Consider the following 22,131-nt stretch of genomic DNA (forward strand, 5'->3'; position numbering starts at 1 on the left):
ATCCAAACATTTATTGAGGTGGTGTAAAAAAGCTCTTTGTGTAGCAGGCGTTTTCATGGCTGCTACAAGTGTTGCAGAACAGCTACCGCCGCCAATTGAAGTGCCTGAGGTATTAAAAAACTACCAGGATACTCAGGATTGTTTCCCTGGTGTTATCCATGATCCGACCAGTATTGATGAGGTTCAGCAGATAGTACGTGATGCAGCGGATCAAGGCCGTAAAGTGATGACCGGGAGTCGCAGATTCAATAGTCAGATTGATGCGGCCTGTGCAGGAAATGGAGAGGTGCAAATCACTCTGGAAAATATGGATCAGGTCGTTAGCCTGGACAAAGATAACCTGTTGGTTACTGTTCAGGCCGGTATGAGATTCCGGGATTTGACCGCCTATCTTCGAGAGTATGAACTAAGTGTGCCGATGGTGACAGAGCTGGCCATATTCACGATAGGCGGTATGCTGGGAAGCGGTACTCACGGTTCAACTTTTACACAAAAAAGCAGCATGATCTCTGATTATGTCACCGAATTGAAGTTGGTTGATGGCAATGGGGACTTACGGGTAATCAGTGGTGAGATGCTCAATGCCGCCAGGGTAAACCTAGGTGTTTTAGGCGTAGTTGTTGAGGTGACCATAGAGGTTGAACCTGGCTATAAGGTACAAGCAAAAGTAAAGGGGTATCACAGCGATGATGAGCTGGAGGAGGTTGTTCTTGATTTGGCTCGAAATAATCATTCAGCAAATGTTGCCTGGTTCCCGGGATTAGGGCGCTATACCGTAACAACTTACAACAAGGTACCTTTGTCGACTAAGGGTAATGCCTACAATGCCCAGGCAGATGTATCGGACTTCTCCGAATATTTATTTGGACTGATATTTGATAGCCTTCATGAAGCCGATAGTGCCGCATTGCAGTGTTTTGCAGCTTCTCTTCGCCATACTGCTCGCTCCAGTTCCTATTTCAGGGATGTTGATTCAGGCTTGAAGAAGTTTATTAAGCCCACTGGACACGCGGACTTGATGCAACATTTCGTATGTAAAGAGCCAGACAAATGTGTCTGGGATAACCTTCCAATTGCACTTCAGGAAGTCGCGATTCCATTTGAAGAATTGCCCAACTGGATTGCGGATGTCCGCCAGATTATTGCAAATAGTGAAAAAACCTGTTTTCCGCTGAATGGTATTTATTTCCGTTTTGGCAAGGCTTCCGATAGCTATTTAGGAATGACAGCAGGCCGTGACACAGCGTTTGTAGGGATTGAATATACCCTTCGTCAACGAGGTGAAGCTGTGCCAAAGAACTACTTTGTCAATTTGGAAATTGAGCAAATGTCTCTCCGGAAGTATGGAGCCAGACCTCATTGGGGTAAGAATTCAGTCGCTATTTTTGAGGACATGGCTGAGCGTTTCCCCAAGTGGTCCCAGTTTATGGATGTTAAAGAAGAGTTGGACCCAAACAATATATTTTCCAACCCCTTTTGGAATCGAGTAAGTGGGGCTGATCCTTTGGAAAACTATTTAACTCCTGGCTGCAATCCCGATGGTCAGTGCTATTGTCAAATAGATGAACACTGTGAGGAGGGTGCTAGCTGCCAAGCGGGAGTTTGGTATTCAGGCGCAAGGATTTGTAAAGCTGACTAGAGCACTTTGGGGGGTGATATTTCCACCCCCTGCGTTTAATTGGTAGTGAATAGCAATAAGAGGCTTCTAACTGCTAAGCGGGAAAGAATGCTCGAGAGACTAAGCCTACAATCGGTTTTCATGCCTTATAGGTATTCTTTCCCTGCTCTTTATTATTAAGTTACAGGTTGCTGGTCACAGCAATTGGTAATGCGCTCTCTCACAAGTTGGCAGAAGTGTGCAGGATCTTCCAGAGGCAGCATATGATTTGCTGAGCTTATCTCTTGTGGATGAGCATCTGGAATCAATGTACCCGCCGCAAGCGATACAGTTCTAAATAGCTGGTGAGTATTGCTGCCGTAGGCCACGGAAACTGGAATAGATATGCCTGAAAGACTAGTTGGGTTCAGTGCGGGTTGTTCAGTTTGATTAAGCTGCAGAGGTAGGGTGTAGGCATTATCCAGCTGCTGTACACGATATTTAAGGGGCTGCTGAGAGAAGTAGCCTGCTTGATTCCCAGAGCCGTCGATTAGTAGCTTAACGGCAGTATCCAGCTCACCTTCAGCTGTTGTTTTAAAAATTTCTGCAAACATAGATTCAGCATCTCGGCGAAACTCTTCCATGTTATTGTTTTCAATGTATCCCGGATATCCAGGCTCATAAAGGTACAGACTTTTGATTAATTTAGGTGCCTTTATAGTAGCATTTAAGCTCACATCGGCACCATAGGACCATCCTATTAGGTGGACAGGACCTATATCTAGTGCCTCAATCAGCCCTACCAGGTCTGCTGCATGGGTATCAATTCCAAAGGGGCCTTCTGAAGGGTTACCCGGGTTACCGAAATGCCTTTGGGTGAATGAAATCGCTCTAAATTCACTTGATAGAATTTTGCAGTGTTCTTGCCACATACGAGCATCGGCCAGAGCACCATGTACAAAAACAATGGGTTCTCCCTGTCCCTCCTGGAAATAAGAGATAGAGTGGTTGTTTACAGTGATAGAGTCTTTTGGATTTCTGTCCATGGGGCTAGCTTCCTGGGAGCCACTTTTTAGCGCTTATCATAGTCTATAGGAGCTTTATGCTTAACATTTTCTAGTCCAGTTGTTAGGAGAGGGAGACAGCTGCCCTAATGGCTCTCTTATGAGAGTAACCGATAGGTCTCCTATGGGTAATCAACGAGTTTTTCGGGTATAGTTGATTTGTTTTGACGTAGTAGGTAGATGTAAATGGAATCGCTGATAAAGGACCGCTTGAAATCACTGGAAGTAGAGCGAGATATTGAAATTATCTATGCCTGTGAATCAGGAAGTCGCGCATGGGGATTTGAATCCCCTGATAGTGACTGGGATGTAAGGTTTATCTATAAGCGTAATATTCAGCAATATCTCACTATAGGTACTCCCAGAGATGTCGTTGAGGTTCCATTTGATAAGAAACTTGGCGATGAACTGGACTTGGTCGGCTGGGATATCAAGAAGACTTTAACTTTAATGAGGTCAAGTAACCCCACTTTAATCGAGTGGCTATTTTCGCCAAAGGTCTATTTTAGAAATGAAGATATTTTGGAATCATTGCAGGATTTGGCTCTAAAATGTTGGCAGCCGCGAGCATTAGCTCATCACTATGTCAGTATGGGATTTAATACTTATTCCAGATTTATTCAGGAGGGTGATAAAGGCTTTAAAGAGATTAAGGTCAAGAAGTTACTTTATGTGCTGCGTTCACTGCTTAATGCCCTGTATATAAAAGAGTTTACAAAAATTCCTCCTGTGGACTTTAGTCATATGTACAACGAATTGTTGCCTTCCTCAGGAAGTGAGTGGCTTCTGGATATTCTTTCCAGTTTGATTGTGAAAAAGAAGGAGCTTGAAGAGGGTGATTTGATAGCCGTTGATGGCAAACTGGATAGCTGGATACAAGAAAATTTGGATAGATCTGGTGCCAATTCTATAGAGGAAAGGCCAAAGTTGGATCTTACAGAATTTGACAGGCTTTTTCGTAAAGTGGTTGGTGTATAGTCTTTTAAATCAGGCGGATAGGGCGTCACTTAACACGCGAGTATACAACCCCAAAAGTACTGAGTAACTTGTAATACTGCCCAGTGAATAAACTCAAAGCTGAATAGACGCCCGCAAGAATGCAGGCGTCAAAAGAGGCTCAGCTTTGGTTTTCCAGCAACTGATCCAGCGGCAACTCAGTGCGGTAACGCACCTGCTTCAAAGAGAAACTGCTTTTAATATGATCGATGCCAGGGAGCTCAGTGAGTTTTTTATCCAGGAATTCCTGGTAAGCCTGCAAATTGGGTACAACAACGCGCAGCAGGTAGTCGAAATCACCGGTCATCAGGTAGCACTCCATCACTTCCGGCCATTGGCCGATAACCGACTCGAAGTCCTGCAACTCTTTTTTCACTTGGTGGTTAAGAGTAACCTGGATAAATACACTTACCGGCAACCCAACCTTTTCCGGTTCAAGCAGGGTAACTGCGCGTTTTATAAATCCTTGCTCGTTTAGATTTTTAACCCGCCGTGAACAGGGGGAGGGTGAGAGGCAGACTTTTTCTGCAAGCTCAATATTTGGAATGGTGGCATCCTGTTGAAGGATTTCCAGAATTTTCTTGTCGATGGCATCCAGTAAATAGGCCATGGTTATATTCCGTATCTCATCTCTCTGAACGTACGCCGGTACCGCCGGCTGCTAATCATCAACCTGCCAGTGAATCTTTGCTTCCCAGCGTTCTCCGGTAAATTGTGTGCATTGCGTACATGGTTTTTTTTGGTTTGTTATGGCAGTAGCTTCCTATACTGCGCATCTTTTGTGAGACCTTCTCGTTTTTTATTAATTTCCCGCTAATGGGTACGTTGCCCAACCGGTTGATACTGGTTAGCTGTAAACGGGCGGAAACTGATATCCCCTGATCAGTTCCAGGCTATGCCTCTCAAAAAGCTGAACCTTTGGCGCTTATTTAGTCATACAGAGTGTGAAGGCCAGAGGCGAGCACCATAAGAGGGCATCTCCTTTCCGTTGTATCCCCCAAAATACTTCATTTTGAGTGATTTGTTGCCAGTAGCTGGTCATCTTTAGCGAGTTATGGCGGCATTATGCCTGAGTTGGGCCAATTTTGGTATGACCTGCTCTGCCGGGCAGTGTTAATTTTAGCGCTATTAAACAGCTCTGGTCTGTTCTGCTGTAACTCGGGAGATGCCGCGAATATTTTCGCGACATGTTACTGGCGTCGAGAACCGGAGTGATGAAAGCAATAAAGATAAAATAGGTGGTACCCATGGCAATGGTCGAAGGCGATCAGGAATTGGGCTTTGATAGCGAGTATTCGCTGAAAGCGGCTTTTACCCGTGAATCCGGCCGTGTATTCCTGACCGGAATTGACGCCCTGGTTCGTTTGCCCTTAATGCAAAAGCGCATGGATGAGCTGGCGGGCCTCAATACAGCTGGCTTTGTTTCCGGCTATCGCGGCTCCCCATTGGGCGGTTACGACCAGGCCCTGTGGCGGCACAAGAAGTTGTTGGCCGAGCGGGAAATCCATTTTGAGCCGGGCATTAATGAAGACCTGGGGGCGACCAATATTTGGGGTACCCAGTTGCTGGATCACTATCGCCAGCAGGCAACGAAAGACGGCGTCTTTTCTATTTGGTATGGCAAGGGCCACGGTGTAGATCGCACCGCAGATGTTTTCCGCCAAGCCAATATCCAGGGTACCTCAAAACTGGGTGGTGTTTTGGCGCTGTGTGGGGATGACCACACTGCGGAATCCTCCATGTTTTCCCACAATACCGACCAGATTTTTGAGTCGGTAATGATGCCGTTGATATTTCCGTCCTCCATTGATGAGTACCTGACCCTGGGCCTCGCGGGCATTGCCTTATCCCGTTTTTCGGGCTTGTGGGTGGGCTTTAAGGCAATTACTGAAACTGTAGAGGCCGGTGCTTCCTTGATTGTGCCGGAGTTGCCCCAGTTTACAATTCCAGCTGACTTCCCAATCCCGCCACACGGCCTGAACTACGATCCCCACCTGAATTGGCCTGCCGAGCGCCTCGAGTACGAGCGCCGTATGCTGGAGGAGCGTTTGCCCGCAGCCAAGGCATTCGCCTATGCCAACCGCCTGGATAAAACCACCCACAGTGCGGAGCGAAAACGCTTCGGGATTGTAACGGTGGGTAAGGCCCACGGTGATTTGCTTGAGGCTTTGAAACTGCTCAACTTATCAGAGGCAGATCTGAACTCAGCAGGCATCTCCATCTATAAAGTGGCGATGTCCTGGCCGCTGGAGCCTAGGGGCATCAGTGAGTTCGCCAAGGGCATGGAGCGCTTGCTGGTAGTCGAGGAGAAGCGTCCTCTGGTGGAAGATCAGCTGAAAAACCTGCTCTACGGTTGGGAAGATAGTTATCGTCCGAAGGTAGTCGGTAAGAAAGACCTGGATGGCAAGGATCTGTTGCCGGCAGTGTGGGGCTTTGGCCCGGATCAGGTGGCCAAGGCCATTGCCCGCTGGCTGGTGGATACTGAACTGGCGGCACAGCTGATTCCCCTGGCAGAAAAACTGGGGGGCAATGTCGCTGCAAAGGCTCAGGGCTTGCTGGCTCGTGAACCCATTTTCTGTGCGGGTTGTCCTCATAACACTTCCACCAAATTGCCAGAAGGCAGTTTGGGGAGTGCCGGTATTGGCTGTCATATTATGGCTTTGGGTAAAGGCCTGCGCACCGATACCTATTCCCATATGGGAGGCGAGGGTGCCCAATGGGTGGGCCTGCACCGTTTCTCCAGCGCCGAGCATATTTTCCAGAATATGGGCGATGGAACCTACAACCACTCTGGGCTATTGGCCATTCGCCAGGCCGTGGCGAGCCAGGTGAATATCACCTACAAAATTCTTCTGAACGATGCGGTGGCCATGACCGGTGGTCAACCCGCTGATGGCGAAGTTAATGCTCCCTCCCTGGCTGCACAGTTGCTGGCCGAGGGAGTTGGTACCGTTATTCTTTTGACAGAGAACCCCGATCACTGGCGTGAACACCGCAGCGAACTGCCCGCTGCCGTAGAAGTTCTCCCCCGCTCTGAGCTGGATGCCGTGCAGCGCCGCCTGCGGGAAACTGCTGGTGTGACGGCAATTATTTATGAGCAGGTCTGCGCAGCCGAAAAACGCCGCCGCCGCAAGAAAAAACAGATGGTCGATCCATCCCAGCGATTGTTGATCAATCACCGGGTCTGCGAAGGCTGTGGTGATTGCAGTGTGCAGTCCAGCTGTATTGCGGTGGAGCCGTTGGAAACGCCGTTGGGGCGCAAGCGTCAAATCAACCAGTCCAGCTGCAACAAGGATATGCGCTGTGCCGATGGTTTCTGCCCGAGCTTTGTCACTGTGGAAGGGGGAGAACTGAAAAAGCCCCCGGTGCACTCCCTGGCGGATGCCTTAGACGTGGCCATTGCCGGTTTACCCTCTGCGCCGGTCGCGACTCTGGCCCAGCCCCTCAGTATTTTGGTGGCCGGCATTGGTGGCAGTGGTGTGCTTACTGTGGCGGCACTGCTGGGCATGGCGGCGCACCTGGAAGAGAAGGGCAGTACAACTTTGTACTTTACCGGTCTCTCACAAAAAAATGGCGCCGTGGTGGCTCACGTGAAAGTGGGAGAAAACCCCGAGGCGATTACCACCGCTCGTATTCGCGATGGTGCGGCGCAGTTGTTATTAGGCTGCGATATGGTCACCGCCGCTGGCCAGCGGACCAAATTTGCCACCGGCGAAATGCGTGCCCTGGTAAATACTGCTGAAGTACCGGTAGCGGCCTTTGTTCGCGACAACGAGCTGGCATTCCCTGCCGATGCGACCCAACAGAGTATTGAGTCTCTGTGTGCAGAATATTTTGCCTTTGATGCGAATAAATATGCCCAGGCACTGTTTGGTGATACCGTAGCCAGTAACTTGATGATTATGGGTTTTGCCTGCCAGAAAGGACTGCTGCCAATCGGTGAAGCGGCCCTGGAGCGGGCCATCGAACTCAATGGCGTGGCGGTAGAGAACAACCTGCGCGCTTTCCGCGCTGGCCGTTTGCTGGCGGAGAATCCTAAAGCGATCGAGCAATTGGCAGTGCCGGCCAAGCCGGTGAAATTGGTGGAGCCTGAGGAGTCGGTGGAGCAGTTGCTGGAGCGATTGGCAGCAGAGCTTCGCGACTATCAAAGCCCGGCCTATGCGGCAGAATTCCTTCGCCATATAGAGGCGCTGCGCAAAGCAGAATCCTCACTGCCAGCTGCTCGGGGCGATCTTACCCGTATGGGTGCGCGCAGCCTTTATAAAGCGATGGCTTATAAAGATGAGTACGAAGTGGCGCGCCTGTACACCGGTGAAGATTTCAAGCGACAGCTACGTGAGACATTCAGCGGCGACTACACCTTGAAATTTCATATGGCGCCGCCGCTTCTTGCTCGCCCCGATAGCAGTGGTCGCGTGCGTAAAATGCAGTTTGGCCCCTGGATGGGCAAGCTGATGCCGCTGTTGGCTAAGGGTAAAGTTCTTCGCGGTACTGCACTGGATGTCTTCGGTTACACCCAGGAGCGCCGTGCTGAACGGCGCTGGGCCCAACAGGTGGCCAAAGCAGTTGATAGCGTGGCCGCGCATCTGTCCGGCGAAAACCTGTCAGAGGCACAAGAGCTGCTCGAAATCCCCCTTCAAGTGCGAGGCTATGGCCATGTGCGCGAGGAAAAATTCGCGGCGGTCAGCGATCGTTGGGATGAGCTTTCTGCAGTATTTGTGGACGGGGAGCAAGAACCGACTTCTCTGGCGGCGTCCTAGACGCCGCAGTTCTTTTAATCGGTGTCAGCCCGGACGAAACGGGATAAGGCGGTTTAGCAACCAGCCGCTGACACCGGTAATCGCCACCGGTGCCTGTACCGCAGAGAAGCACAGGCACTCTTGATCTTCTGTTACCGTCGGGCGGTGCACGTCGCCGGGTTCCCGCAACAGAAAGTCCCCTGGACTATAAACACCATCGCTATCAGAGAAGCTGCCGTACAGAACCAGGGTGAGTTCGTAGCCCCGGTGATCGTGCTCTGCAACTTTGCCGCCACAACTCAGGCGATGAAAGCTCACTTCATATTGATCCTGCCCGGTTTTCAGTCGACACATTTTTAGGGCGGGCGCGATAGTTTTCCACTTGATCGGGGGATTTTTCTCCAGCAGCTTGTGCACGACTGGCGGCGCATCCGCCAGCATGGGCTCTGTGGATTTGGATCTCTCGGGAGCCACTTGTTGCTCCGGTTCAGCTGCCTGATCAATACGTCCCATCAGGCGTTGGAAAGCCTCATCGTTTACGGCCTGTGGTGCACAGGACTCCAGAATGGAGCCACCCAGGGTGTTCATGGTTTGATATTGAGCGCGACACTCGGCACACATTTGTATATGGGCGGAAACGACCAGGCTGGCGCCTTTGGGCAGGCTGCCGGAAGCGTATTCAAGGAGTAAATTTTTATCGGGGTGGTGGCGAATCATACTAAACCTACTTGGCCAACCTCGCTTGTAACTTCTTTAGGGCCAGTCGCACGCGGGACTTTACCGTGCCCAATGGTAATTCCAGCTCCTTGGATATCTCACTGTGGGATTTTCCCTCCATATACGCCTTTTCCAAGACGTGGCTCTGTTCTGCCGGCAGGCTGTGCAGGCCTTCCGCAACTTCCTTTTCGTTGCGTCTTCTCTGTAGAAATATCAACGGTTGGTGTTCGGGAGTTTCATCCCAAACATCCACGGCCTCAATAATCTCGGTGTTTTGATGACGCCCGTTGCGGCGCAACATGTCGATACGAGTGTTGCGCATAATGGTGAATATCCAGGTGCTGGCAGAAGCCTTACTAGCATCGAAGCTGGGGGCCTTGCGCCAGACTTTAAACAGGGTTTCCTGAACTAGCTCATCGGCGGCTTCAGCGCTAATTGCCTGAGTGGTGCGGCTGTGATGGAAACCCTTAATTAGTGGGGCAAAGTGGTGAAAGAGCTGCTCAAAGGACTGGCGATCACGCTCCGCACCGACTCGCGTCAGCAGGGCACTCCAGTCCTGGTCCTCTCTTTGTGGCAGTTTCACCGGGCGTATTTCACTTTTTGCTTGGGGGCTATGCGCCATGTTAACGGTCTTTCTGTCGTTGTCGATACTCACGCAATCAAGCATGTGTGGAAATTAGTGTTGAGACCTGTTGTGGTACATCCGTGTACCACACTCTGCAACAGACTCTCAGGGGGAGACTTCCAAGTTGTCTGATAACTACTTACGCAGAGGGGGCATAACTGGATCTCCCTGGCCTACCTTTTATTAAGCGGTGATCCAACCGATGGGGTGTGGCGTATTTATCTGCAGCTTGAACAGTAAGGAATCCGATGATGAGCGCGTTGATTGAGGAGCTAGAGGAGTACTACAAAGACTTCTTGATGCAGGAAACTGGCAGCCTTGGATCACTATATAGCGACGATGTCATTTTTTGTGACCCGTTGCATCGGATAGAGGGATTGCCTGCTCTAAAGAGTTACTTTGCGGGAATGAGTAGGGGGCTTACCCAGTGCCGCTTCCAATTTGATGATCTGCCGGTGGTGGGCGAGGGCAGCGCTTGCCTTTCGTGGACCATGCACTACCGACACCAATCACTCAAAGGTGGACGCCCATTACAACTTCGTGGCTGTAGCCTGTTGCGTTACACCGATAAGATTCACTACCACGAGGACTTTTACGATATGGGTGCCATGGTCTACGAGCAGGTGCCGGTATTGGGCTCCTGCATAGGTTTTATTAAGTCGCGAATGGAGCGCAACTAAGTGTCCCAGGGGATTCGCGATAAAACCATCTGGATCACAGGTGCTAGCTCGGGTATTGGGCGCGCGCTTACATTGCGCCTGGTGGAGCAGAATAATTTTGTGATTGCCAGCAGTCGCAGGCTCGATGCGCTGACGGAGTTACAGAACATAGCCCCCAGTCGCCTCAGGGTTTTGGATTGTGATCTTAGTGATGATGCGGTGATGCCGGGTGTTACTCGGCGATTAGCGGACTTCACAGATCACCTGGATATGGTGATTGCTTGCGCTGGTACCTGTGAATATGACGACGACCTTCAATTGGATGTCACCATGTACCGGCGGGTTTTTGATGGCAATTTCTTTGCCTTGGTGAATACCTTGAAATGTGCGCAATTACTGTTAGCTGCAAGTCGATCTCCGGTATTTGCTGCGCTCGGCAGTCTCTCGTCAGTGGTACCTTTTCCCCGAGCCGAAGCGTATGGCAGTTCCAAAGCGGCGGTGGCCTATTTTCTGGAGTCGGTGCGCGCCGATACCAGCCTTACTCCACTTCGAGTGGTCCATATTCGCCCGGGGTTTGTCGACACCCGCCTTACCCAGCGCAATGACTTTGACATGCCTTTTTTAATGACTCCAGAGCAGGCCGCCGAGCGCATTGAACAGGGGCTCTGTGGTGTTGGGCATACAGTCGATTTTCCCAAACGGCTCAGTTGGCCTCTGCGGTTTCTGGGTTTTTTCAGCTCAATCTGGTTCCGTTTTTGCGTACCCAAAATGACAAGAATCCGCACACTAAGGAAGAATTGATGCGAATCGCTATTGTTGGCAGCGGCATTGCCGGTCTTACTGCCGCTTATCTATTGAATCGAAAGTACGATGTCACCCTGTTTGAAGCACAGGCGCGCCTGGGAGGGCATACCGCTACGGTTGATATTGACGAGGGGGAACGCCGGTTAGCAGTGGATACTGGCTTTATTGTTTACAACGACTGGACCTATCCGAATTTTATTCGCTTGCTTAAAGAGCTGGGAGTTCAATCCCAACCCACCTCCATGGGCTTTAGTGTGCGCTGCGATCAGGAGGGGTTTGAATATGCGGGTAACAATCTCAACAGCCTGTTTGCACAGCGCTCGAACATCGTCAGCGCTGGGCACTGGCGTATGCTCTGGGACATAGTGCGCTTTAACCGAAATGCCCTCCGCGACTGGCAGGAGGGGAGGCTGAGCGAGACATTGACCCTGGGTGAGTATCTACCTGCGAACGGTTACTCCGCGGAATTCGCCAATCGCTATTTGGTACCTATGGGCTCTGCTATCTGGTCTGCCAGTGTGGCGCAAATGCTGGAGTTTTCTGTCAGTTTCTTTGTCCGCTTCTTTGTCAATCACGGCCTGCTCAACCTGGTGCGTCGCCCGCAGTGGCGAGTGATTAAGGGCGGGTCGCGTGAATATATTGATCCGTTAATACAATCTTTCGCAGATAAAATTCGCTTATCTACGCCCATTGAGGCGGTGCAGCGCTGCAGGGAAGGTGTGAATGTTCGCACCGCAGCAGGGGAAAATTTGGAGTTTGATGCCGTTGTTTTCGCTTGCCACTCCGATCAGGCCCTTCAATGTTTGACCGACCCCAGCGGCAGTGAGCAAAAAATCCTGGGGGCTATACCCTATGCAAAAAATGCCGTGGTCCTGCATACAGACAGCACCTTGCTACCCCGTCACCGTCGCAGTTGGTCGAGTTGGAATTACCAATTGCGCAGTGAACAGGATGCACTGCCTGTTTTGACATACAACATGAATATACTTCAGGGCTTGAATACCGAGAAAACCTATTGTGTCACCCTGAATGCCGAAGAGCGTATCGATCCCAAGTCTGTGCTCGGTCGTTTTGAGTACGCCCATCCCCAGTTCTCTGTGGCCGGAACACGAGCGCAACAGCAGTGGGATAGTATTAATGGTGTTAACCGCACCTGGTTCTGCGGTGCTTATTGGGCAAATGGATTTCATGAAGACGGTGTAACGAGTGCGTTGCGAGTGGCTCGGGGGTTGGGTGTTGACTGGTAAGGAGGCCGGTATCATGGAAAGTGCGATTTATACCGGGTGGTTGGAGCACCGGCGCTTTGCGCCCAGAGCTCATCAGTTTCGCTATCAGGTTTTTATGATGTACGTCGATCTGGCAGAGGTGGAAGCCATTTGTCAGCTCTCACCTCTTTGGTCCTCCCAGCGGCGAGCACCTGCGAGATTTTGTCGCAGTGATTTTTTTGGCGATGAATCCCTCAGTCTTGATGAGGCGGTTCGACAGCGGGTGGAGGAGAAAGCGGGAGAGCAGCCTGCGGGACCTATTCGTTTGCTGGCCAATTGGCGCTACTTTGGCTACAACATGAATCCACTCAGTGTTTACTATTGTTTCGATGCTGAGGGCCAGAATGTGGATTGGTTGCTCCTGGATGTGCACAACACACCTTGGAAAGAGCGTCACAGCTATGTTTTGGACTGTCGTAATAATACCAAGCTGCAAAAAGCGACCTTCGCAAAAACATTTCATGTCTCGCCTTTTATGCCCATGGCCCAAGGGTATCGATGGAGAGGGACAAAACCTGGAGGAAAGCTGACAGCCTACCTGCAAAATTTTGATGCGAGTGCCGATGATACAGAAGATGGCACTCGCCCAATGTTTGATGCAACCCTGAGTTTACAGCGCTGCGAAATTAGCGGCCGATCGCTTAATTCAATATTGATCCAGTACCCCTTGATGACCGTAAAAGTTATAGCCGCCATTTATTGGCAGGCACTGAAATTATGGGTCAAGCGTATCCCGGTATTTTCGCATCCTCGCGACGACGCCGAGGTTCAGGCAGGAGATAAACAACTATGAGAGCAGTTCAGGAAGTTGATCAGGCTTCGTCGTCAAAATCAGAAGTATCGGCACAGTCCTGGCTCGTTCGCCTGGCCCGCAAGCTGGTGTTGGAAAAACTCAAGGGTATTGATCGTGGCCACTTGCTAATTGAAGAGGGGGAGCAGTGTTACCATTTTGGCCAGAGGCCAGAAGAAGCAGAGATCTCGGCACATATTTGCGTACACGATCCATCCAGCTATATACAGGTGCTTTTAAATGGAACCATTGGTTCTGGAGAAGCCTTTATGCAGGGCGCCTGGACTTCAACCAATACTGTGGACCTGATTCGCCTGATGGTTGACAACATGGAATTGGTGGAAGGTATCGATAGTCGTTGGAGTTATTTACCCCGGTTAGGCCTGCGCTGGTTACATCAGTTGAATGCGAATAACCACAATGGCTCACGTAAGAATATTTCTGCACACTATGACCTGGGCAATGAATTTTTCCGGTTATTTTTAGACAGGACCATGCTGTATTCATCTGCGGTCTACCCGTCTGAAAACGCAACCCTGTTTGAAGCCTCTAATCACAAACTGGAACTGATCTGTCGAAAGTTAAAGTTAAAACCCTCCGATCACCTCCTTGAGATTGGTACTGGTTGGGGGGGGATGGCCATTCATGCTGCCAAGTACTATGGCTGTAAAGTAACAACCACTACTATTTCCCAAGAGCAATATGACTATGCCCGCCAATGGGTGAAGCACGAAGGGTTAGAGGAGCAGGTGACCCTGCTATTACAAGACTATCGGGACCTGAAAGGTCAGTACGATAAAATTGTATCGATTGAAATGGTGGAAGCGGTAGGTCACGAATTTCACAAGACCTTCTTCGCCGGTTGTAGCGAATTACTCAAAGAGGATGGCCTGATGGTGATGCAGGCAATCACCATTCGCGACCAGCGCTACCACGAGTATCGCAAAGAGGTCGACTTCATTCAGCGATATATTTTCCCCGGTGGCTGCCTGCCATCTAATCAGGTTATCGCGGACCATATTGCCAATTCAACAGATATGCAAATTGTTGGGCTCGAAGACATCACCGCCCATTACGCCCGCACGTTAAGTGACTGGCGCAAAGCATTTTTTGAGCGAATTTCCAAAGTGCGCGAGTTAGGTTTTGATGAGCGCTTTATCCGTATGTGGGAATTCTATTTATGCTATTGCGAAGGGGGGTTTTTGCAACGAGTGATTGGTACCGCCCAATTTGTGTTCGCCAAACCTCGGTTTCTGGGTAATTTCTAAAGTCTCTCCGGTTACTGTTGTGATGTGTTTGGCTTTCAGAATGGCTCAGGATCAAGGCGTGATTTCAGGGGGTTGTTTAAACCTTTTAAGAGTTTGCAATCCAAGATTATTACGGAATCAACCAGAGGCTCTCCTGCATGTGGCGTTTTGTCGCTAATGCCTTACTCTTCGATATCGCTTGGCCACTGTGCGTCATAGTGGCCAAGGTGTGGTTGGTGGTACCCTTTACTCTGTTGAACCTTTTTGTACATCTGCGCTATATCGCCAATTTGCCCAGGGAACCGCTTTGGTTAGCGGGGGTGTTTATCTTTGGTGTGTCTATAGACTCTATCTTGTTTCATTTGGGGGTGATGCGAAATGACAGCGGCTCCTCCTGGCCTCCCTTATGGCTGATCTGCCTGTGGTTGAACTTTGCCATGACCTTACGATACAGTTTGGTTTTCTTACAGAATAATCTATGGTTGGTGGTAATCCTGGGTGGTTTTTTCGGACCATTTAGTTACTTTACCGGTGCATTCCTAAATGGCACTGTGGAATTGCACAGGCCCTTGTGGCAATCCCTGGGAACATTAAGTGTAATTTGGGCCTGCATCCTGCCGTTGTTTGCCTATTTGGCAAGAAAGATTTGTCAAAAAGAGGTGAGCAATGCTTGAATTTATTGCGATGTCGGCTATTGCCGGAACTAACTGTCACTATGAAGGGCCTTTCCTGGTCAAAGGTTTGGCCTATGATCCGGATAATCAACAGTTGCAGTACTGCGAATATTATACTTCGCAAGATAATGGCGAAATAACTGTTTTCTACTATGCACCCCAGGGTGATTTGATAGCAGAGAAAACTCTTCGAGAGCGAAATGGCCCCGCAGCTGGTCGCAGTGCCTTACCTAGCGTCACTCAAATAGATCGGAGGCACGGCGAAGTCCGTGAAGTCCTTTGGGATGACGGCCAGTGGATGATGCGCTACAGAGCCAACGAGGGCGAAGCCTGGAAAGTAAGTTTGCGAGAGGCAAGAAGTGTTGATGTAGTTGATGCAGGCTTTGATACTTATGTGCGTGACCACTGGGACTTATTGTCTTCAGGAAAAACGCTTAAATTCAATTTTGCTTCGCCACTGCATGGTCGATCGATAAAGCTGCGCGCTAAGGCAGTATCCTGTAATCAAGCGGCAGGTGAAAATACTTGTATACGAGTAGATGTTTCCCAGCCTCTTATCCGCCTTTTCGTAGAGGACTTAAATCTCACTTACGATACAGAGAGTCGGCGATTAAAGAGTTTTAAGGGCATAGTAAATATCCTCGATCCACAAGCGAAATCTCAAGAATTAGAAGTGTTTTACCAATATTCAATTCTGCCTGTAGGAACCCAGCCTGCAGATCCATAGATAGAAAGAGCCCTCCGCTAATAGCTACAACACTATTTACGCCTGTTGGATTTGTTGCCCAGCGGGTCATTCATTTTTAGGCGCCGGACTGGCGCCAAGTTCTACCAGCAGCTAAACCTAAAGAAGAAAAGCGTGACAAGCTCACTATCCTGTGGCGAAAGCGATATGGGGTGTTTGATGAAGACTGCTATTTCTGCAACTGCTGGAATTATGATGTCGCTGCTTTACGGCTGTGCGAATCAGCCAGAGCAGGTTCCCGGTGCCGGTGGAATCGTTATCGATACCTGGGGCGTTAATATGAATCAGTATCAAGCGGACCTTGCAGAGTGCAAGGGAATCGCTTACTCCACGTACAGTGACCAAGGGCGCAGAACAGCTGCCGGTGCTGCGGGTGGTGCTGTAGTAGGTGGTGCGCTCGGTGCAATAGTCGGTGACAGCGGGCGTGCTGCGGTAGCCGGAGCTGGTGCCGGCGCGCTTGTTGGGGGCTTGTCAGGGGCGGGTAGTGCGAGCTCTGAGGCAACCTACATCATCAAGAATTGCCTGGTTGGTCGCGGATATCGGGTGTTGAATTGATCTTCTGCGTAAAACTGCGGTCCAATTTCTCATCAGTCCTCTGCTATTCAGCAACCTCACAGGACTTGGCACTGGCCGGGGGAAGTACCCCCGGCCTTTTTTCTGTTTTACAGCTTTAATTTCAATCTTTTTCTTTCTCCCGGTTATCACTTTTAATTTCTGTGCTAGGGAGCCTCTGAATAATTCCGTAATGCCTCTGCGGGTCTTGAAGGCTGCAGATGTTAGGCGCAGCTCGCCGCGAATGGCCGTAGCCCTTTGCAAGAGCTGCAACGCAACAGCTGCGGCCTTCAAGGCCCGCCCTTCGGGGCATGCAGAGCGATTCACACTCCGCGTTGCAACTTCTTGAAAGGTCTAGACATTCCTGCGAAGTCGCGCCTTGATTGTGAACCGCTCTGCATGCCAGAGGCATCACGGAATTATTCAGAGGCTCCCTGGATAGTAGGGCCACTAGTTTCTAGAAAGTAAAATTGTAAGGGTGCAATAAAGTCTACAGCTGAATGGCGTCTAAACTTTTAAGGTCATTTGTGATTTCCTTTTCTTCAAGGAGCCCGCCATGTCTACTGCATCAACTATTAATGCCTATGCAGTCTTAGAGGCCGGCGGTCCATTTAAGACCTACCAAATTGCAGCAGGAGAGCTGGGTGCAACAGAAGTTGAACTGGAAATCATGTACTGTGGCATCTGTCATAGTGACTTGAGCATGATTGAAAATGAATGGGGTATTGGACAGTACCCTATGGTTGCCGGTCACGAAGTCATCGGCCGTGTCACCGCGATGGGGGAGCAAGTAGCTCATCTTAAAAAGGGCACGGTGGTTGGGTTGGGGTGGAATTCAGGCTACTGTGAAACATGCCATACTTGTCGAATTGGTGACCTCAACTTATGTAGAGAGGCAAAGTTCACCATACTCACCAATGGAGGCTTTGCCGATAAAGCCAGGGCGGACATGAGTAGCCTGGTTGTGATCCCTGATGGTGTGGATTATGCATCAGCCGGCCCCCTTTTATGTGCGGGTATTACCGTATTCAATCCATTGGTCCAATTTGATATCAAACCCACTGACAAAGTGGCTGTGATTGGTATTGGTGGCTTGGGCCATCTTGCCTTGAAGTTTTTCCATGCCTGGGGCTGTGAAGTTACCGCGTTTACATCCAGCGAGGAAAAACGTAAAGAAGCCTTAGCTCTGGGTGCTCATAAAACACTGAACTCCCGTGATCCCGCAGAGATTCAAGCGGCGGCAATGAGCTTTGATTTTATTCTGTCGACTGTGAATGTCAGTCTTGATTGGGATTTGTATATCCAGGCTTTGAAACCAAAAGGGCGTTTACACTTTGTTGGAGCTGTAACTAACCCAATCCAATTTACTCTATTCCCCTTGTTATTTGGGCAGCGCTCAATTTCAGCATCTCCAGTCGGCAGCCCTGGTACCATCGAAACTATGCTTGAGTTTGTGGCGCATCATAAGATTAAACCTGAGATAGAGATTTTCCCAATGAGCCAGATAGAAGCGGCATTTGAGCATTTGAAATCTGGTAAGGCTAAGTATCGGATTGTTTTGTCGCAGGAAGGGTAGAGGGATATTGTGCTCAGACCACGATGTCAAAGAAAAGAGCGTCCAAAGTCCTACTGTTTTAAATCCTAAGCAAGTATCCACAAGTCTAGATAGAAATAGATACAAGTAACAATAATAATCCAAATGCTAGAAAGCAGCGTCCATAAAAAACATAGCGGCAACAAGTGCGAGTTAAAAAGGAGTCTTCCAGCCTCAAATATTCTTTTTCTCTAATAAAGTTATCAAAAAGTTTGTGTTTCTTGATCTCATTGATGTCAAAGGACTCAGACATGAGAAGTTGTTTGTACGTGCCCTCGTGTTCAAATTTTAGGTGTTTTTTTACTGATGCTCTATATAAAAAAGTTTTCGCAGCAAAAAATAAAAATATGATCGTGAGGGATACAAGTAAAGCAGCTTCGTACATTATTGGCACCATTTGATCTTGTAGATGTTAGATCATGAGTAGAAGCTATCATCTTTAAGCGATTTTAGACAAGTTTGTTTACCTTTAAGCTTCTGTTGAGCGATCCTAGAAGCGATGAGCTGCAGGTAACCTTACACTTAGGGTTTCGCCCTTAGATGCCCGTGCTGGAGGCTTAACTCAAATATATCTACATTTACTGTCCAGCAGTTGTGGCTAGACTGTTTAATCATCAACAAAAGATGACAAGTGTCATATAAATTTGATGACAGAAATGACTTACCCAATTTCTGCTATTGCCTGATATTACATATAAATATTATTTCTGCACCGGTGTTACGGTGTTTATGGAGGCTTACATTGATCAAGAAAGTTTCTTTAATCGTTGGCGCGATAGTATTCCTTCTGGTGGTAGTCTGTACTATTTGGGTCCTTACAACGCCCCCGCTGCCCAAGGATATCCAGAAACAGCTAAATCTGAGTCTTGAGAAACCACTACCTGAACTGATCTCAGGTCAGAGCGGATATGTTCGCTCAGGGAGCCTTAAAATTTGGTATCAGCTTAAAAGCCCAGAGGGGATATCTGTTCGTGGCACTGTGTTACTGATAAACGGTATGGGCTCTTCTTCTCTGTATTGGCCATCTGAAGTCTATGAGCCACTCTTAGCTGCTGGCTATCAAGTACTACTCACCGATCATCGTGGCTGCGGTGCCTCGAGTTGGGTTACCAACTGGACTAAGGAGACTGCTTACGACCTTTCTGACATGATGCGCGATAACCTTGCGGTTATGGACTCCCTGGGGATTAAGCAAGTTCATGTTATGGGCGCCTCAATGGGAGGGATGATTGCGCAAGAAATGGCCCTGCAATACCCCAATCGCTTGAAAAGCCTTACTTCAATCATGTCCTCAGGTTTTCTCGACGACCCCGAGTTACCCCAGGGAAAAACCTTCAGATACAATATGCTTCGGCTATTTCTTCGCTATGGACTCAGTGGCTCCGATGAGGGTATGGCTAAGTTGATGGTAAGTACTTATCACAGTCTTCAGGGGCAGGGAGGCTTTGATGTTGAGCATATTACACACACTACTCTCTACGAACTACGTCATAGGCAAGGATTTGATCATAATCTGCCAGTTCAGCAATTTACAGCCATCTCTCTTTCTGGCTCGCGATTAGAGCGATTGGAGGGCTTAGAGGTCCCCACTATGGTTATCCACGGTGATAGAGATCCCCTGTTAAGTATTGCTCAAGCCAAAAAGTATGCAGCTCGCATTCCAGGTGCTAAAACGTTGTGGGTAGAAGGCATGGGCCATGCCATGGCACCTGTATATGTGAAAGAATGGATGGAGCATGGAGTACAATTTTTGGAAGCTAATAACTAATGCCGACATATCACTATTTACAAAGGTTCTATACTTTCCCCAAGAATCTGAGAGGTGCTTTGAACTTAGTACCATATTTTCAGCTCTTTATATACTTACCCTTTATTTTCCATACTTTTAGTGAAGTTGCTTTTGGAGTGGTAGTGATTTGCCACTTGCTTCTCTTTCCTTTGTTCTTCCTCGTATTTTGGTGTAAAGGAACCAAAGTCACTGGTATTGTCCTGGTGTTAAACCTTTTAGGTGTTATCACTTCTTTCTATTCACTTGCTGGTATTGGTTTCTTTGCCTTTGCGGCTGCAGCTTGCTCGGCGTACAGGCAACTCTATGCATCCCTTGTTTTGCTGTTTGTTGTAACTTTTTCTTACTTGAGTACTGCCTACTTAACTGGACAATCACTATATGTTGTTTTGACGGGACTATTTTTTACAACTATCAACGGCCTGAACTTTCTATTTCAACTGAGAAAGTACTTATCTAACCTGGTTATTAAACAAAGCCAAAAGGAAATTTCCTCTATGGCGAAGACATCCGAGCGTGAACGTATTGCACAAGACTTGCACGATTCGCTCGGTCAGAGTCTCACGAGTATCACTTTAAAGGCGGAGCTTGCCGAACGGCTTCTCGAAGTTGATCCAGCAGCGGCACTGCAGCATATCTTTGATATTAAAAAAATATCCAGAACAGCGATTACCGAGGTTCGAGAAACGGTATCGAATTATAAAATCAGTACACTGGCCAATGAGCTGGCGAGTTCAAAGTTTGCGCTGGAATCAGTGAATATTACCTGTATACATCATATCGAGGCCACAGAAATACCCCTTCAGGTTGACAATACATTGGCAATGACTATTCGCGAAGCCACCACGAATATTCTACGTCACAGCCAAGCGAGTATGTGTGAAGTTTCGCTGTGGCTTGATAAGCAACTACTTTCTCTACATGTTTGTGATAATGGAAAGGCTATGGGAAAGGTATCTATGGGGCATGGCCTCAGTGGTATGAGCGATCGCTGGAGCCAGCTTGGAGGAAGTTTGAAAATAGAATTCCAGGGTGGTTGTCATATCTACGCCACAATTCCCCTCAAATAAGTAGTTGTATTAAATGATGATTAAAGTGCTTTTAGTTGAAGATCAAGCGATGGTGCTCGGTGCATTGAGAGCACTACTTGACTTGGAGAAAGATATTCGGGTCGTCGCAACTGCGAGTAATGGGCGAGAGGCCCTTGAGATTTTCGATAATTGCAGCCCGGATTTGGTAGTTAGTGATATAGAAATGCCTGGGATGACAGGTCTTGAACTCGCAGAACAATTACAGCGCCTTATAAATCCTCCCAAGGTTGTGATGTTGACAACTTTCTCAAGGAGTGGCTATATTCGTCGAGCACTCAATGCAGGGGTAAGCGGCTATCTTCTTAAGGATGCTCCTCCGAGCCAGCTCGCTAACTGTATTCGTCAAGTTTCAGCAGGTAAAACTGTGGTTGCTCCTGAATTAGTGCAGCAAGCACTCAATTGTGGGGACAATCCGCTCTCTACTAAAGAGCAGAAGATTCTTCAGCTCGCTTATGCCGGGAAAACCACTGAGGATATTGCACGAGAAGTTTCACTCTCTCCGGGTACCATTCGAAATTATATCCATAGCAGCTGCCAAAAATTGAATGCGAGCAATAGAGTTGAAGCAGTGCGCCTAGCTCAGCATCATGGATGGCTAAATATCTAAGTACCATGGATCAATGAAGCCAGAAGATGTTCTTTTCGGCGAAAATTATACTTCAAAGTGTTATGTATTGTTTGGTGCCGTTATCTCTATTATAAGATTATTCTTGGTGCAGAATAATCACTATTATTCGAGTGTCGTCGCAAGTGGGTTAAGTTCGAGATGTATCATTTTGCTTCCATTTCTCTGTATGTGTTGCTGTTGATAAGTCGAGTTTTACTGATTCCTGTATTTGTGAATTTGATTGAGTTGCTTTGGAGGTGAAGAAATTAACAATTGCTAATATTTTGAAAGCAGAGGTTCATTTAATTGTTTTAGGTGGTATGAGAATTTTTCTATAGCCAAGAATTGTAAGTAAGCCTGAGGGTGGGGGTCACGATAGTATGTGTTCAGAGTTTTCTGCAGTGCTAGTATAGTGATAAGTTTGAAGTATCTCGCTAAAAAAAGGGGGGTAACTGAAGCAACTAAATCAACTTGAAATTGTTTATGAAATTGCTGGCCAGAAATCGGCCAATCTTTAGAGTTGCATTAATGTCTAACCCTCAAAAGGGCTATTAAGTTCTTAATGTAGTGGCCTATCAT

General features: G+C 48.4%; 19 protein-coding genes. 15 read left to right on the forward strand and 4 right to left on the reverse strand.

The annotated features are described in order from the left end of the window. The first annotated feature begins 55 nt into the window (after window positions 1–55). Window positions 56–1,639 (forward strand): D-arabinono-1,4-lactone oxidase, encoded by a 1,584-nt coding sequence (locus ACJJI8_RS15015; RefSeq protein ID WP_444932837.1) that lies wholly within the window; start codon window positions 56–58, stop codon window positions 1,637–1,639. A 155-nt stretch (window positions 1,640–1,794) separates the two neighbouring features. Here the strand turns inward: ACJJI8_RS15015 and ACJJI8_RS15020 are convergent, their stop codons facing one another. Further along, a complete protein-coding gene (locus ACJJI8_RS15020; protein ID WP_444932838.1) occupies window positions 1,795–2,643 on the reverse strand; it encodes an alpha/beta fold hydrolase in 849 nt (282 codons plus the stop codon). Window positions 2,644–2,847: 204 nt separating this feature from the next. On the opposite strand from ACJJI8_RS15020, the gene ACJJI8_RS15025 reads away from it, so the two are divergent. Next, complete coding sequence (locus ACJJI8_RS15025) at window positions 2,848–3,639, forward strand: nucleotidyltransferase domain-containing protein (RefSeq protein ID WP_444932839.1); 792 nt, start codon at window positions 2,848–2,850, stop codon at window positions 3,637–3,639. Window positions 3,640–3,778: 139 nt separating this feature from the next. On the opposite strand, the gene ACJJI8_RS15030 is transcribed toward ACJJI8_RS15025, so the two are convergent. Beyond that, on the reverse strand, window positions 3,779–4,267 hold the full coding sequence (locus ACJJI8_RS15030; protein WP_413665315.1) for an Lrp/AsnC family transcriptional regulator: 489 nt from the start codon (window positions 4,265–4,267) through the stop codon (window positions 3,779–3,781). A gap of 637 nt (window positions 4,268–4,904) precedes the next feature. On the opposite strand from ACJJI8_RS15030, the gene ACJJI8_RS15035 reads away from it, so the two are divergent. Beyond that, window positions 4,905–8,417, forward strand: coding sequence for an indolepyruvate ferredoxin oxidoreductase family protein (locus tag ACJJI8_RS15035; protein ID WP_444932840.1), 3,513 nt, complete (start codon window positions 4,905–4,907; stop codon window positions 8,415–8,417). A 24-nt stretch (window positions 8,418–8,441) separates the two neighbouring features. Here the strand turns inward: ACJJI8_RS15035 and ACJJI8_RS15040 are convergent, their stop codons facing one another. Next, complete coding sequence (locus ACJJI8_RS15040; protein WP_444932841.1) at window positions 8,442–9,113, reverse strand: ChrR family anti-sigma-E factor; 672 nt, start codon at window positions 9,111–9,113, stop codon at window positions 8,442–8,444. Window positions 9,114–9,120: 7 nt separating this feature from the next. Continuing rightward, window positions 9,121–9,735, reverse strand: a complete 615-nt coding sequence (locus tag ACJJI8_RS15045) for a sigma-70 family RNA polymerase sigma factor (protein WP_444932842.1) — start codon at window positions 9,733–9,735, stop codon at window positions 9,121–9,123. A 254-nt stretch (window positions 9,736–9,989) separates the two neighbouring features. On the opposite strand from ACJJI8_RS15045, the gene ACJJI8_RS15050 reads away from it, so the two are divergent. From ACJJI8_RS15050 to ACJJI8_RS15105, 12 genes are all read left to right on the forward strand, one after another. Further along, window positions 9,990–10,418, forward strand: a complete 429-nt coding sequence (locus tag ACJJI8_RS15050; protein WP_413665319.1) for a nuclear transport factor 2 family protein — start codon at window positions 9,990–9,992, stop codon at window positions 10,416–10,418. Further along, window positions 10,419–11,198 carry an SDR family NAD(P)-dependent oxidoreductase gene (locus ACJJI8_RS15055; protein WP_444905638.1) on the forward strand — a complete coding sequence of 260 codons (780 nt, stop codon included), beginning with the start codon at window positions 10,419–10,421 and terminating at the stop codon, window positions 11,196–11,198. Next, on the forward strand, window positions 11,198–12,448 hold the full coding sequence (locus ACJJI8_RS15060) for an NAD(P)/FAD-dependent oxidoreductase (RefSeq protein WP_413665321.1): 1,251 nt from the start codon (window positions 11,198–11,200) through the stop codon (window positions 12,446–12,448). Before ACJJI8_RS15055 ends, ACJJI8_RS15060 begins: the two co-directional genes overlap by 1 nt. A 13-nt stretch (window positions 12,449–12,461) precedes the next feature. Next, window positions 12,462–13,259 carry a DUF1365 domain-containing protein gene (locus tag ACJJI8_RS15065; protein ID WP_444932843.1) on the forward strand — a complete coding sequence of 266 codons (798 nt, stop codon included), beginning with the start codon at window positions 12,462–12,464 and terminating at the stop codon, window positions 13,257–13,259. Then, window positions 13,256–14,524, forward strand: a complete 1,269-nt coding sequence (locus tag ACJJI8_RS15070; RefSeq protein ID WP_444932844.1) for a class I SAM-dependent methyltransferase — start codon at window positions 13,256–13,258, stop codon at window positions 14,522–14,524. The genes ACJJI8_RS15065 and ACJJI8_RS15070 overlap by 4 nt, the downstream gene beginning before the upstream one ends. 137 nt (window positions 14,525–14,661) lie before the next feature. After that, on the forward strand, window positions 14,662–15,177 hold the full coding sequence (locus tag ACJJI8_RS15075; protein WP_444932845.1) for a DUF2878 domain-containing protein: 516 nt from the start codon (window positions 14,662–14,664) through the stop codon (window positions 15,175–15,177). Next, entirely contained in the window at window positions 15,170–15,904 is a 735-nt protein-coding gene (locus tag ACJJI8_RS15080; RefSeq protein ID WP_444912754.1) for a hypothetical protein, read from the forward strand. The genes ACJJI8_RS15075 and ACJJI8_RS15080 overlap by 8 nt, the downstream gene beginning before the upstream one ends. A gap of 177 nt (window positions 15,905–16,081) precedes the next feature. Continuing rightward, on the forward strand, window positions 16,082–16,477 hold the full coding sequence (locus tag ACJJI8_RS15085) for a YMGG-like glycine zipper-containing protein (protein WP_444896834.1): 396 nt from the start codon (window positions 16,082–16,084) through the stop codon (window positions 16,475–16,477). Window positions 16,478–17,030: 553 nt separating this feature from the next. Continuing rightward, complete coding sequence (gene ahr, locus ACJJI8_RS15090) at window positions 17,031–18,050, forward strand: NADPH-dependent aldehyde reductase Ahr (protein ID WP_444905634.1); 1,020 nt, start codon at window positions 17,031–17,033, stop codon at window positions 18,048–18,050. Between the two features lie 760 nt (window positions 18,051–18,810). Continuing rightward, the gene (locus ACJJI8_RS15095) at window positions 18,811–19,836 is read left to right on the forward strand and encodes an alpha/beta fold hydrolase (protein ID WP_444932846.1); all 1,026 of its coding nucleotides are present in this window, start codon (window positions 18,811–18,813) and stop codon (window positions 19,834–19,836) included. 515 nt (window positions 19,837–20,351) lie between these two features. Then, the gene (locus ACJJI8_RS15100; RefSeq protein WP_444932847.1) at window positions 20,352–20,924 is read left to right on the forward strand and encodes a sensor histidine kinase; all 573 of its coding nucleotides are present in this window, start codon (window positions 20,352–20,354) and stop codon (window positions 20,922–20,924) included. Window positions 20,925–20,937: 13 nt separating this feature from the next. Then, window positions 20,938–21,552 carry a response regulator gene (locus ACJJI8_RS15105; RefSeq protein WP_444932848.1) on the forward strand — a complete coding sequence of 205 codons (615 nt, stop codon included), beginning with the start codon at window positions 20,938–20,940 and terminating at the stop codon, window positions 21,550–21,552. The last annotated feature ends 579 nt before the right edge of the window (window positions 21,553–22,131 follow it).

This window comes from Microbulbifer maximicatervae (SeqCode) (assembly GCF_052467695.1).

Excerpts from the sequence above, each read along its gene's own strand:
- ACJJI8_RS15075 (WP_444932845.1), top strand. The coding sequence starts at position 14,662 with ATGTGGCGTTTTGTCGCTAATGCCTTACTCTTCGATATCGCTTGGCCA.
- ACJJI8_RS15065 (WP_444932843.1), top strand. The coding sequence starts at position 12,462 with ATGGAAAGTGCGATTTATACCGGGTGGTTGGAGCACCGGCGCTTTGCG.
- ACJJI8_RS15080 (WP_444912754.1), top strand. The coding sequence starts at position 15,170 with ATGCTTGAATTTATTGCGATGTCGGCTATTGCCGGAACTAACTGTCAC.
- ACJJI8_RS15105 (WP_444932848.1), top strand. The coding sequence starts at position 20,938 with ATGATGATTAAAGTGCTTTTAGTTGAAGATCAAGCGATGGTGCTCGGT.
- ACJJI8_RS15030 (WP_413665315.1), bottom strand. The coding sequence starts at position 4,267 with ATGGCCTATTTACTGGATGCCATCGACAAGAAAATTCTGGAAATCCTT.
- ahr (WP_444905634.1), top strand. The coding sequence starts at position 17,031 with ATGTCTACTGCATCAACTATTAATGCCTATGCAGTCTTAGAGGCCGGC.
- ACJJI8_RS15085 (WP_444896834.1), top strand. The coding sequence starts at position 16,082 with ATGAAGACTGCTATTTCTGCAACTGCTGGAATTATGATGTCGCTGCTT.
- ACJJI8_RS15040 (WP_444932841.1), bottom strand. The coding sequence starts at position 9,113 with ATGATTCGCCACCACCCCGATAAAAATTTACTCCTTGAATACGCTTCC.
- ACJJI8_RS15025 (WP_444932839.1), top strand. The coding sequence starts at position 2,848 with ATGGAATCGCTGATAAAGGACCGCTTGAAATCACTGGAAGTAGAGCGA.
- ACJJI8_RS15035 (WP_444932840.1), top strand. The coding sequence starts at position 4,905 with ATGGCAATGGTCGAAGGCGATCAGGAATTGGGCTTTGATAGCGAGTAT.
- ACJJI8_RS15020 (WP_444932838.1), bottom strand. The coding sequence starts at position 2,643 with ATGGACAGAAATCCAAAAGACTCTATCACTGTAAACAACCACTCTATC.
- ACJJI8_RS15060 (WP_413665321.1), top strand. The coding sequence starts at position 11,198 with ATGCGAATCGCTATTGTTGGCAGCGGCATTGCCGGTCTTACTGCCGCT.
- ACJJI8_RS15100 (WP_444932847.1), top strand. The coding sequence starts at position 20,352 with ATGGCGAAGACATCCGAGCGTGAACGTATTGCACAAGACTTGCACGAT.
- ACJJI8_RS15015 (WP_444932837.1), top strand. The coding sequence starts at position 56 with ATGGCTGCTACAAGTGTTGCAGAACAGCTACCGCCGCCAATTGAAGTG.
- ACJJI8_RS15070 (WP_444932844.1), top strand. The coding sequence starts at position 13,256 with ATGAGAGCAGTTCAGGAAGTTGATCAGGCTTCGTCGTCAAAATCAGAA.
- ACJJI8_RS15045 (WP_444932842.1), bottom strand. The coding sequence starts at position 9,735 with ATGGCGCATAGCCCCCAAGCAAAAAGTGAAATACGCCCGGTGAAACTG.
- ACJJI8_RS15050 (WP_413665319.1), top strand. The coding sequence starts at position 9,990 with ATGAGCGCGTTGATTGAGGAGCTAGAGGAGTACTACAAAGACTTCTTG.